12 protein-coding genes are annotated in these 12,946 nt (G+C 35.2%); 6 read left to right on the top strand and 6 right to left on the bottom strand.

Annotation, left to right across the window (positions count from 1 at the left end):
* Positions 1-117: 117 nt before the first annotated feature.
* The 5 genes from C1X07_RS05015 to hemA all read right to left on the bottom strand — a co-directional run bounded on the left by C1X07_RS05015 (position 118) and on the right by hemA (position 4,572).
* Entirely contained in the window at positions 118-609 is a 492-nt protein-coding gene (locus C1X07_RS05015; protein WP_103068895.1) for a DUF6973 domain-containing protein, read from the bottom strand.
* A 1-nt stretch (position 610) separates the two neighbouring features.
* Positions 611-1,642, bottom strand: a complete 1,032-nt coding sequence (gene hemE, locus C1X07_RS05020; protein ID WP_103068896.1) for a uroporphyrinogen decarboxylase — start codon at positions 1,640-1,642, stop codon at positions 611-613.
* 104 nt (positions 1,643-1,746) lie between these two features.
* On the bottom strand, positions 1,747-2,406 hold the full coding sequence (locus tag C1X07_RS05025; RefSeq protein ID WP_103068897.1) for a uroporphyrinogen-III synthase: 660 nt from the start codon (positions 2,404-2,406) through the stop codon (positions 1,747-1,749).
* Between the two features lies 1 nt (position 2,407).
* Complete coding sequence (hemC, locus tag C1X07_RS05030; protein WP_103068898.1) at positions 2,408-3,319, bottom strand: hydroxymethylbilane synthase; 912 nt, start codon at positions 3,317-3,319, stop codon at positions 2,408-2,410.
* Positions 3,320-3,321: 2 nt separating this feature from the next.
* Entirely contained in the window at positions 3,322-4,572 is a 1,251-nt protein-coding gene (gene hemA / locus C1X07_RS05035; protein WP_103068899.1) for a glutamyl-tRNA reductase, read from the bottom strand.
* A 202-nt stretch (positions 4,573-4,774) separates the two neighbouring features.
* Between hemA and C1X07_RS05040 the strand changes: the two genes are divergently transcribed.
* Complete coding sequence (locus tag C1X07_RS05040) at positions 4,775-5,665, top strand: AraC family transcriptional regulator (RefSeq protein ID WP_103068900.1); 891 nt, start codon at positions 4,775-4,777, stop codon at positions 5,663-5,665.
* Between the two features lie 6 nt (positions 5,666-5,671).
* On the opposite strand, the gene C1X07_RS05045 is transcribed toward C1X07_RS05040, so the two are convergent.
* On the bottom strand, positions 5,672-5,851 hold the full coding sequence (locus C1X07_RS05045) for a hypothetical protein (RefSeq protein ID WP_103068901.1): 180 nt from the start codon (positions 5,849-5,851) through the stop codon (positions 5,672-5,674).
* A 214-nt stretch (positions 5,852-6,065) separates the two neighbouring features.
* Here C1X07_RS05045 and hemH point away from each other — a divergent pair, with 214 nt between their 5' ends.
* The 5 genes from hemH to C1X07_RS05070 all read left to right on the top strand — a co-directional run bounded on the left by hemH (position 6,066) and on the right by C1X07_RS05070 (position 12,933).
* Positions 6,066-7,100, top strand: coding sequence for a ferrochelatase (gene hemH / locus C1X07_RS05050; RefSeq protein ID WP_103068902.1), 1,035 nt, complete (start codon positions 6,066-6,068; stop codon positions 7,098-7,100).
* The gene (locus C1X07_RS05055) at positions 7,100-8,488 is read left to right on the top strand and encodes an MATE family efflux transporter (RefSeq protein ID WP_103068903.1); all 1,389 of its coding nucleotides are present in this window, start codon (positions 7,100-7,102) and stop codon (positions 8,486-8,488) included. Before hemH ends, C1X07_RS05055 begins: the two co-directional genes overlap by 1 nt.
* Before the next feature lie 230 nt (positions 8,489-8,718).
* Complete coding sequence (locus C1X07_RS05060) at positions 8,719-11,832, top strand: VPS10 domain-containing protein (RefSeq protein WP_103068904.1); 3,114 nt, start codon at positions 8,719-8,721, stop codon at positions 11,830-11,832.
* On the top strand, positions 11,833-12,384 hold the full coding sequence (locus C1X07_RS05065; RefSeq protein ID WP_103068905.1) for a CopD family protein: 552 nt from the start codon (positions 11,833-11,835) through the stop codon (positions 12,382-12,384).
* Positions 12,385-12,435: 51 nt separating this feature from the next.
* Complete coding sequence (locus tag C1X07_RS05070) at positions 12,436-12,933, top strand: GNAT family N-acetyltransferase (protein ID WP_262494904.1); 498 nt, start codon at positions 12,436-12,438, stop codon at positions 12,931-12,933.
* Positions 12,934-12,946: the final 13 nt, after the last annotated feature.

Below are 12,946 nucleotides of genomic sequence, written 5' to 3' on the forward strand. Positions count from 1 at the left end.
ATCCTCTTTTTGATTTACTTCTTTATAAGTAGCTTTTTAAAGAATTTTGTTTCAATTTATGTTATCTTTTAAGTCCATCGTATTTTTATAGATATGTATGGCTATGATTTCAAGCTATTATTCCTCCAAAAGATATACCAAATCATTTTTATGATTTAGTATTGTTTTGACATCCGATATCTTTTTGGCTTTTCGGGTCTCCTCTTTCAGAAAAGAGATTACTTCGTTCTCAGAAATAATATTTGTTGTTAAAAAATATTTTCTTCCAATCTCATTATTATGTAAATCCATTGCTGTTGCAACTGGTTTATTTGGAGCAAGTTTTTCATGCAAGTCGGTTATTCTTTTAGCCCAATCTATAGATTTTTTTTTGCTTTTTGTTACTCTAAAAGTAGTATCACAAATCAATATATTCCATAGTGCATGTCTAAATGCATTTGCCTTTCCATTTTTATGATGTGCATCTCCATAATGCAAATCACAAATAGCCATACTCCGTCTTGTTGCTTTTAATGTTGGATAAAGTAGCAAAGGGTTCATAAGCATTATTCCAGACAATCTAAGGATTTGCTTAAAACTGAAACGCCTTACCAAACTCCATACATTCATCTTATCCTTTATATTCTTTTACAGCATCTACAAACGCCATAGCGTTTTCTACCGGTATATTTGGCAAAATACCATGCCCCAGATTAGCTATATATCGATCTTTACCAAATTCATCGATCATTTGCTTAACCATTTTTTTAATCTCTGATGGTGGCGATAATAATCTAGAGGGATCAAAATTTCCTTGCAGCGTTATATTGCCTCCTGTAAGGTAACGAGCATTACGTGCAGAACAGGTCCAGTCTACTCCAAGTGCTGCTGCTCCTGATTGTGCCATTTCATGCAATGCAAACCAACATCCTTTTCCAAAAACAATGACTTCAGTTTCTTCTTTTAAAGCATCTACAATCTGTTGGATATATTTCCATGAGAACTCTTGGTAGTCTACTGGAGACAACATTCCTCCCCAACTATCGAATACCTGAACGGCATTTACTCCTGTAGCAACTTTGGCTTTAAGGTAGGCAATTGTTGTATCGGTAATTTTTTGTAGCAGCTGATGCGCTGCTTCGGGTTGTGTAAAACACAATTCTTTAGCTTTATCAAAATTCTTAGATCCTTGTCCTTGTACAGCATAACATAAGATAGTCCATGGTGAGCCTGCAAAACCAATTAAAGGAACGCGATTATCCAAACGCTCTTTGGTTAATTTAATGGCATCCATAACATATCCTAATTCTTCATATACATTAGGGACAACTACTTGTTCTACATCCTTCAAAGAACGAATTGGGTTGGGTAGCCAAGGACCTATTCCGTCCTTCATCTCTACTTCTATATTCATTGCCTGAGGAATTACCAAAATATCACTAAACAAGATTGCTGCATCGGGTCCAATGATATCAATAGGTTGTACTGTGATCTCTGCTGCCAACTCAGGAGTTCTACAACGAGTAAAGAAATCATACTTTGCTTTCAAAGCACGAAATTCTGGCAAATATCTCCCTGCCTGACGCATCATCCAAACTGGTGGACGTTCTACTGATTCTCCTTTTAGTGCCTTAAGAAATAAGTCATTTTTTAGTTGTGCCATAATGTTTCTTTATTTTCTCAAAAATATATGTTGTCTCCAAATAGCCTTCTCTATAGACTAGACTGACAGTCCGTTACAAACTATACTTTGAGCCATATTTTTTTTTATTTATTCCTAAAATATTCTATCGCCTGAACTATTACGTCCTCTACCGAGGGTTTGCTTGCAACAACAGTTGTAGCAGCATATTTTCTTGCCTCAGCAGCAGTTGTATTTCCAATGCAAAATGCAATACTCGGCTCGATTGTGTTTTCTGAAACATAACTTTGAATCCCTGACGGGCTAAAAAACAATATTCCATCAAACGAACGATCAAATTTATCTAATTTTAAATGTGTTTTATATACTACTTGCTCTTTTAGATCAATTTTATTTTGGTTCAAAAGATCTGGTAGTTCATTTCTTCTCAAATTCCCACAAAAAAACAAAAACGATTCATTTTTATATTTTTTAATAATGATTTGAGCCAAATCGAAAGCATTTTGGGCAGTTTCAACAATATTTAAACCATTTTCTTCTAATAGCTTTTTAGTGTTTTCACCTACACAAAAACATTTTGAAATGTTTGTTCTAATGTTTTTTATGGCTTTGAAAGCGTTTTTGCTTGTAAAGATGGCATTTTGGATATCCTTCTCTATTTGAGTTTCTAATAATTCAATCTCGATTGCTTCATACTCTACATACTTAATGTCGGCATTTGATAATAGCTCTTTTTGAGCTACAGAAAGTTTTTTGGTTGAGAGTATTGTAGGTGAAGTATTCAATCTATCCGATTTCTGTTTTTATTTCTTTCATCAATTCGCGCCCTCCATTATCCAGTACTTCGTTTGCACATGTTTTTCCGAAATCTTTTACATTTTCAATTTTTACAACTCTATTCACCTCAATTTTAATTTTTCCATTAAGGCTGAACAAAGCACCGGTAAAGTAAATTGCATCTTCTTTGATCTTCGCCAATGCTCCAATAGGTGCTGTACAACCTCCTTCTAATTCTCGTAGAAACTCTCGCTCTATATGCACACAAATTTCTGACTCTTTATCATTAAGATCTGAAAGCGCTTCTAGACAATAATTGTCTTTTTCTTTTGCTACGACGAGCATTGCTCCTTGCGCTGGCGCAGGTATCATCCAATCTAAATCAATACATTGGTCGGGTTTTATATTAATACGTTCTAATCCTGCAGCGGCAAAAACAGCACCATTCCAGTTACTATCATTTAATTTTTGCATCCGTGTATTAACATTTCCACGCAAATCAACAACTGTATGTGTTGGATATTTGCATAACCATTGTGCTTTTCGTCTTAGACTTCCTGTCGCAACAACCCCTTTTTTATCAAGAAAATCCAACCCCTTATGTACCAAGATATCTTTTACATTTGCGCGCTTTAAAATAGCAGCTTCTACAATTCCTTTTGGTAAGGCAGTAGGTACATCTTTCATCGAGTGTACAGCAATATCAATATCTCCATTTAACATGGCTATATCCAATGTCTTGGTAAAAATACCTGTAATACCTAATTCGTATAATGGTTTATCCAAGACGATATCTCCTGTCGATTTAACAGGTACCAATTGGGTTTTATATCCCAAATCCTCTAAATGTTTTTGTACGGTGTTAGCTTGCCAAAGCGCTAGTTCACTATCTCTGGTGCCAATACGAATCGTTTTTGTCAAGACTATTTATTTTGTAATTGAAAAACTTTTTGAATCAACTCTATGCTTTCATCTGCCGAAGTATTATCATCTTTAAGGTGACTAGCAAAGTGGTTAGTAATCTTCTGAATAATCCGGCTACTTATAATATCTGCTTGTTCTTCATCAAAATCTGCATATTTTTTTCGTTGCAAATTGATTTCGGCATCTTTTAAAGTGGTAAGCTTATTTTTTAGCGCTTTAATTGTTGGAGCAAATTTTCTAGTCTCAAGCCAATCACCAAATTCAGCCCTTATTTCTTCTATAATTACTTCTGCCTGTGGTATATGTTCTTTTCTACGTTGTAGTGTCCTATCCGTCATTTTAGATAAATCATCTAAGTGCACCAATGTTACATTCGGTAATTCTGTTACATCCAACGAAACATTACGAGGTATTGATAAGTCAAGGATTAATAGCGGTTTATCAGAATGGATCAACTGTTTGGAAATAGTTGGTTTTTGAGCTCCTGTCGCCACAATTAAGACGTCAGAATTTTTTATCTCAGTTTGGATATTAGCATAATCTTTAACGACAAGATTAAATTTACCTGCTATTCTTTCGGCCTTAACCTTGGTTCTATTGATCAGTACAATATGCTCATTCTTGGTATGCTTAATTAGGTTTTCACAAGTATTTCTTCCGATTTTTCCTGTACCAAATAGTAAAAGATTCTTGTCAGAAACATAAGGCACTCTTGCTAAAATATATTGTACCGCTGCAAAACTAACTGAGGTTGCTCCAGAGGATATTTCGGTTTCGTTTTTAATTCGTTTACTAGCCTGGATTACAGCATTAATCAATCGCTCAAGAAAAGGGTTTGTAACTTCTGCTTTTTTTGAAGCTTTAAAGCTTTGCTTCAACTGACTTATAATTTCAAAATCTCCTAGTATCTGGCTATCTAAACCTGTTCCAACTCTAAACAAATGAGATACTGCTTTATTATTTTTATGCACATAGGCTACTTTTTCAAATTCATCAATTGTTCCTTGTGTATGTTCACAAAGTAATTTGATTAATTGAAAAGGGTGTTGTGCAAAACCATGCAATTCGGTTCTATTACATGTAGATGTTACCAATAAAGCTTCAATTCCTTCTTTTTTAGCTTGCCGTAATATCCCTTCCTTAGCTTCATCATTTACACTAAAGTGACCTCTGACTTCAGCATCAGCCTTCTTATAACTAAGTCCAATAGTGTAAAAATTCGTTCCTTTCGCTCTTAAATGGGGCTCCATGCAGTATCTTCTATATATTCCATCACAAAAATATTTTAGATAGTTCAGAAAAAATAACGCTAGAAGAGTTTTTAGTATCGAAAAACGTTATTTTGAATATTATTAACACAAAAAACCGTTGTAAACCCTTATTTTTGTAGGAGTTTAAGAGATTCCTCTGTCGACAGTTTAGATTAATTCTAAATAATAAAATTTTGTAATTATGGAAATCGAATTAAAAAATAACGCTCCAGGTATTTTAGAAGAAACCAATATCGAAGACGGCTTTTGCATTTTAAAATTCCAGAATGAAACAGGTGATAACCAGAAGGTTATAAGACAAATCAACAGTAGCTACATACAGTTTCATTTCTGTATTAAAGGAGCAATCAAATTTAATTTTAACAACGGAAGTTATTCAATAAATCTATCTGAAGAAAACTCACTTCTACTTTACAACCCACAACGTGATCTACCTCTTAATCTCGAAATGGAAAAAGATTCATGGTTAATTACTATACTTATTTCTATAAAGAAATTTCATTCATTATTTTCAAAAGAAGCGGATCATATTCCTTTTCTAGGAGAAGGAAACCGGGATAAAAAATATTATACCGATGCTGTTATTTCTCCTTCAATGGCAGTAGTATTAAACCAAATAATGAACTATAGCCTGCATAAATCTATAAAACTATTATATTTTAAAGGAAAGTCTTATGAACTATTAAGCCTCTATTTTAATAGACCTGAAAATGCCGATGTAGAGCAATGCCCATTTCTGGTGGATGAAGAAAATGTATTGAAAATCAGAAAGGCTAAAGAGATTATAATCTCTCGTATGTCAGAACCTCCAACGCTGCAAGAACTATCAAAAGAAATAGGGTTATCCCTTAAAAAACTTAAAGATGGTTTTAAACAAATTTATGGTGAACCAGTATATACATTCTTGTTTGATTACAAAATGGAAGTTGCACGACAACTACTCGCCACAGGCAGTCACAATGTAAACGAAGTAGGATTAAAAGTCGGCTATAGTACAGCAAGCCACTTTATTGCCGCATTTAAAAAGAAGTTTGGCACCACTCCAAAAAAGTATGTAATGAGTTTAAGCTAACATTATTTACTCTGACGACTCCCCTTTGGGAATTCCTATCCCTTTTTGTAAGGATACAATTGAGTCATACATTCCTTGATTATCATCTGAGGTATCTGCTATAACTGATACAAAATCAAACTGCTCCAGCAATTCTAAAACAAAAGGCAGTTTATCTTTTTTAACATCTATAATTACACGTTTCATCTTTGCTTTTTTTAATCATCTAAAAATAATAAAATAAAATTACCCCACTTATTGCTTTATTAGAATTTAACTATTTTAATTTATCTTTAATTTCGACCTGCGATTTACAACTAGCCCTCAATTGATTCAATAATACCACTATCAAAAAGTCTTATTGTTTTTACTACCATTCCTCGGTATTGTTTGTATTTTTGTACCTGCAAAAAGAAAAAATATGAATAAAGGAGTTCTTCTTGTCAATCTTGGGTCACCAGACAGTACAAGCCCAAAAGATGTAAAAAAATATCTTGGCGAATTTTTAATGGATCCCAGAGTAATTGATGTTCCTCTTTGGGCTAGAATACTACTTGTAAAAGGAATCATATTAAACACTCGACCAAAAAAATCAGCTGAAGCCTATAAAAAAATATGGTGGGATGAAGGTTCTCCACTGATTGTTTTATCTGAAAGGCTCCAAAAAAAGATTTCGGATCGCACTTCGATTCCTATTGGTTTAGCCATGCGTTATGGATCTATGAATATCAAAAAAGGACTACAAGAGTTACATGACAAAGGAGTTACCGAAGTTATGATTGTTCCTCTTTATCCTCAATTCGCAATGGCGACTACAGAAACTATTTTGGTTCTTGCTAAAGAGTTACGCGATGGGCATTTTCCAGATATGACATTTACCGATATTCCGGCATTTTATAACAAACCTGAATATATAGAGGTCTTATCCAAAAGTATAGCAGAGAAAATCGAAAAACTAGATTATGAACATCTTTTGTTTTCTTACCACGGTGTACCTGAAAGACATATCCGAAAAAGCGACATTACCAAATCACATTGCAAAATTGACGGATCATGTTGTAACACAAACTCTCCTGCTCATGAGTTTTGTTACCGTCATCAATGTTATAACACTACGCAACAGGTAGCAAACAAATTAAACCTTAAAGAAGGAACTTATTCTACCTCTTTTCAATCCCGTTTAGGGTTTGACCCTTGGTTACAGCCATACACCGATCGTACTATAGAACGAATGGGGAAAAACAATATCAAAAAGATGGCTATTGTCACTCCTGCTTTTGTATCTGATTGCCTAGAAACCCTGGAGGAAATTGCAATGGAAGGTGAAGAAATCTTTCATGAAGTAGGTGGACAGGAATTCACAACCATCCCATGCCTTAACGACCGTGATGATTGGGCAGATGTATTAGCTAATTGGGTCAATGAATGGGTCTCTGTCAAAACCCAAACAGTATAATGGCAAAAACGTCCTCTGAAGCACTAGGAACCGAATCGGTTGGCAAACTACTCATAAAACAAGCCGTCCCAGCTTCTATAGGAATCTTAGTAATGTCACTTAATATTCTGATCGACTCTATTTTTGTTGGAAATTGGATTGGGTCAATTGCCATAGCAGCTATTAATGTAGTACTACCAGTATCTTTTTTTATAGCTGCACTAGGCATGTCTATCGGTGTTGGAGGGTCTAGTATCATCTCAAGAGCATTAGGAGCCGAAAACAAGGAAAAAGCACTCAATACCTTCGGTAACCAAATCACTCTCTCACTAATTTTCATGGTATCATTAGTGGTCTTAGGCTTAGTATTTGTAGATGACATTATTCCAAAATTTGGTGGAAAAGGAGACATCTTTGAGCCCGCCAAAATTTACTACACAATTATACTGTATGGTGTCCCTATTCTTGGTTTTGCAATGATGGGAAATACAGTAATACGAGCTGAAGGAAAGCCAAAATTTGCTATGACAGCAATGATTATTCCTACAGTTGGTAACCTACTGATGGATTATATTTTTATAAATCTAATGGATATGGGAATGCATGGAGCTGCATGGGCAACTACCGGGTCTTACCTTGCGTGTTTTCTATATATTTTTTGGTTCTTTACTTCTAAAAACTCTGAACTAAAAATTAGCTTTCGCCATTTTGGATTACAAAAAGAGATTGTTTCAGAAATTGCCTCTCTTGGTGGGGTAACACTAGCAAGACAAGCCGTCGTAAGTATTACTTATCTATTGATGAATAATATTTTATTTAGCCTTGGGCAAGAAGGTTTGGTTGCGGTATATGCAATTATCGGGCGAATGTTAATGTTTGCCTTATTTCCAGTATTTGGTGTTACCCAAGGATTTGTTCCTATTGCAGGATACAATTATGGCGCCCAACAATACCCCCGTGTTCGTGAATCTATTAACACTGCGATAAAATATGCAGCTATTCTCGCAACATTGGTATTTATAGGTCTAATGATTTTTCCTTCAGAAATAACAACATTGTTTTTAAGTGATAACCCAAATCTTACAGCCAAAGAACTTGCGCTAAACCAATATGTACTATCACATACAGCCGAACCTATGCGATGGGTATTTGCTGCCACTCCCATTATCGCTCTTCAACTTATTGGCGCAGCTTATTTTCAAGCTGTCGGAAAAGCAACCCCAGCATTATTACTCACATTATCAAGACAGGGCTTCTTTTTTATCCCCTTGATTTTAATACTTCCAAATTTTTATGGAGAAATAGGAGTTTGGATCTCTTTCCCGATTGCAGACGTATTGGCAACAATTGTTACTGGGTATTTTTTAAATAAAGAAGTAAGAACAAAGCTTATCCCCAAAAACACCTAAGCTAGTTTTAACTAAGCCACCACTATACATTAGTTTTTTAAAGACAGACGACAATCTTTACTTCAAAATCAAAATAGCACTTCTTAAAGCATGTTTAAAATAAGCTAAGGTTAAAATTACGTGAAAATCTTTTGGAATAATTTTTAATTCCTGATTTTAGTATCCCGTCAAATCTATTTTTTCATAATCTTTCTAAAAACACTAGGCTTTTAAACTAAATCTCAACTAACATGCGCTTACTATCCAATAGAGTTTCTTTTTTTCTCTTTTTTGCTTTTGCAAGTATATTCACTATTCATTCTCAAACTTATAATCAAGGGCTTTATGATGCCTTAGAGTACAGACTTATTGGACCTTTTCGAGGTGGTCGAAGTGCTGCTGTAACTGGAGTTTCTGGAAAACCAAACTTATTTTATGCAGGTACTACTGGGGGAGGAATATGGAAAACTACAGATGGAGGTCGTACCTGGAAAAATATTTCTGATGGCTTTTTTGGAGGATCTATAGGTGCTATTGCAATTTCCAAAAGTGACCCTAATGTCATTTATGTTGGCGGTGGAGAAAAAACCCTACGAGGTAACGTATCCTCTGGTTATGGAATCTGGAAAAGTGTTGATGCCGGCAAAACATGGATTCAATCAGGTCTTTCCAAAAGTAGACATATCCCAAGAATTACTATACACCCAACAAACCCTGATATTGTATATACTGCGGTATTAGGAAACATATACAAACCTACTAATGACAGAGGAGTATATAAAAGTACAGATGGAGGGAAGACATGGAAGAAGGTGTTATTTGCAAATCAAGATGCGGGAGCCGTAGATTTAATTCTGGATCCCAACAACCCAAGGATTCTATACGCTTCAACTTGGAATGCCAGAAGAACTCCTTATAGTTTAAGCTCTGGTGGAGAAGGCTCTGCTCTATGGAAAAGCACTGATAGCGGAAACACCTGGAATGAAATTTCAAAAAATAAGGGATTCGCAAAAGACACCTTAGGAATTATTGGGGTAACCGTTTCTCCTGTAAATAGTGAGCGAATTTGGGCTATTGTAGAAAACAAAGAAAAAGGAGGAGTATACCGTAGCGATGATGGTGGTCAAACATGGAATCAGTTAAATAGCAGTAGAAGTTTGCGGCAACGAGCATGGTATTATAGCAGAATCTACGCAGACCCCAAAGATATAGATGTTGTATATGTAGTGAATGTATCTTATCATAAGAGTAAGGATGGTGGCAAAAACTTTAGTAGTTACCATGCTCCACATGGAGACCATCATGACCTATGGATTGCCCCTGAGAATCCAAAACGTATGGTGATTGGTGATGATGGAGGAGCGCAAATAACATATGATGGAGGCGAAACCTGGAGCACATATCACAATCAGCCTACATCACAATTTTATAGAGTTACAACTGACAATAGTTTTCCTTATCGTATCTACGCAGCACAACAAGATAATTCAACAATAAGAATCAACCACAGAAGCACCGGTTGGTCTATATCAGAAAACGACTGGGAACGTACTGCGGGAGGAGAGTCGGCACATATTGCAGTAGACCCCAAGGATAATGATATTGTATATGGTGGAAGTTATGATGGTTTTCTAACCAGAGTAAATCATAAAAAGGAAACTGTACGCTCCATTAGTGTATGGCCTGATAATCCTATGGGGCATGGTGCCGAGGATATGAAATATCGCTTTCAATGGAATTTTCCTATACTATTCTCCAAACACAATCCCAATAGACTATACACCTTCTCCAATCATGTCCACGTAAGCGAAAATGAAGGGCAAAGCTGGGATGTTATTAGCCCGGATCTAACCAGAAATGATCCAGACAAACAGAAATCATCAGGGGGTCCCATTACACAAGATAATACCTCTGTAGAATATTATTGCACCATTTTTGCCGCTGCAGAAAGCCCCATAAAAGAAGGCTTGCTTTGGGTTGGTAGTGATGATGGATTAGTACATTTAAGTCAGGACGGAGGCAAATCATGGGATGATGTGACCCCAAAAGGCATGCCCGAATGGATGATGATCAATAGCATAGAGCCTAGTACTTTTAACGAAGGAACGTGTTATATCGCTGGAACCAAATACAAATCCGGAGATTTTGCGCCATATCTGTATAAAACTACGGATTATGGAAAGTCTTGGGTCAAAATCACGAATGGAATAAAAAGTGAGCATTTTACTCGTGTGCTTCGTGAAGACCCTAAGCAAAAGGGACTTCTTTATGCTGGTACAGAAACAGGAATGTACATCTCTTTTAATGATGGTACAAATTGGCAACCGTTTCAATTAAATCTACCTATAGTTCCTATAACCGATTTAATTATTAAAAACAATAATCTGATTGTAGCTACCCAAGGAAGAAGTCTCTGGATCATAGATGATCTAACTGTATTACATCAATTAAATAATAATTTAAAAAATCAAGACCACATCCTATACAAACCCAAAGATTCGTATCGAATGAGTGGAGGAAGTATAAAAGATTCTAAAACAGAAGGAACAAATCACCCTGCAGGTGTTATAACCTATTTCTACTTAAAAAACTACGACACCGTAAAAGACACTGTTTCGTTAACCTATTTTAATGCTAAAAATGATACTCTCAAATCTTATAGCACAAAAGCCAAAGAGAAAAAAGAGCAGCTAAATATAGAAGAGAAGGGAGCAAACATGTTCGTGTGGGACATGAGAGGAGAAGGAGCAGAAAAACTAAAAGGCATGATTCTTTGGTGGGCAAATCTTAATGGTCCAAAAGCTGTTCCTGGTAATTATAAAGTAAGCCTTTCTGTAAATGGCAAGGAAGTATACAGACAACCTTTTACTATTGTAAGTGATCCAAGATCAGAAGCCACTCCTGCGCAAATGCAATCTCAATTTGATTTTATTACCAGCATTAACAAAACAGTAGACAAAGCTCATAAATCTATAAAGAAAATCAGAAAAATTAATGCTCAGTTAAAAGCATTTTCAAAACAATATAAGGACAATGACATCACCAAAGATTTAGTAAAAAAAGCCACTGATTTACAAACACAATTTGGTGAAATTGAAAAAGCTTTATATCAAACTAAAAATAAAAGTAATCAGGATCCGTTAAATTTCCCGATTAAACTTACCAACAAATTAGGGCATTTGAATTCTTTAGTTGGGATGGGAGATTTTGGTCCGACCAGCCAGGATATTGCGGTAAAAAATGAACTTACAGAGAAAATCGACAAGCAATTAGCTACTTTTGATAAATTAATTTCAGAAGAAATTAAAAATTTTAATTCAGAGTTCAATACCTTGCAACTTAAATATCTTTTTGTAGAAAATTAAATGCTCGAATATTACAACTACATAAAATCCCTGCACCTTATCTTTGTTATTACATGGTTTGCAGGGCTATTTTATATTCCCAGATTATTTATTTATCATATTGAAGCATCGCAAAAGCCTTCTCCTGATAAAGAAATACTATGCAAACAATTTAAATTGATGACCAAGCGCCTATGGTATATAATCACCTGGCCTTCTGCAATATTAACGACTCTATTTGCAATTTGGTTACTAATTTTAATGCCTGGCTGGCTAGAACAGCCTTGGATGCATGTCAAACTGGGGTTTGTAATTTTACTTATTGCCTATCATCTAAAATGCCACCACATCTATAAACAGCTTCAAAATGATATCATAAAATGGTCTTCTGGTCAAATGAGAATGTGGAACGAAGGCTCTACCATTATTTTGTTTTCAGTTATCTTTCTAGTAATTGTTCGTGATGCTGTAAACTGGATTTATGGAGTTATTGGTATAATTTTGCTTGCAATCATTCTTATGATGGCAATAAAACTTTATAAAAGAATTCGTGATAAAAACCCTGAGGTATAATCCCGTTGAGTTTTCTTCCAAAAACATATCAGACCAAGTACGCAAATTTTAATTAGAGAAGCAAACATCGAAGATGCGGGGCAATTATTAGCGCTAAAACTTCAATATCTTAAAAACACAACTACTATACCACTCTTTGATTATGAATACACGAATACCATAAAGGAAGAAGAGGAGCTCATTAAAAACCTAAAAGAACAATCTAATAGTTTATTACTGGTTGCAGAAAATAAAGGAAAGATTATCGGAAATATTGATCTTACGGGTAGCTGGCGTAAAAAAATGCAGCATACAGCCATGATCGGCATGGGTATTCATACCAAATGGCAAAACCAAGGTATTGGAACCCTTTTGATTCAAGATGTATTGGATTGGTCAAGAGAAAACATAGTGCTACATCTAGTATGGCTAGAAGTGTACGCAACCAATGTAGCAGGTATTACTTTATATAAAAAAACGGGGTTTACAACATCAGGATGCACTCCTGATTTCTTTATTGAAAATGGAAAGTATATCGATAAACTGACCATGACAATTATGGTTGACTAATTTTTTGACAAGA

The sequence above is a fragment of the Aquimarina sediminis genome, from assembly GCF_002895435.1.
Taxonomy (GTDB): Bacteria; Bacteroidota; Bacteroidia; order Flavobacteriales; family Flavobacteriaceae; genus Aquimarina; species Aquimarina sediminis.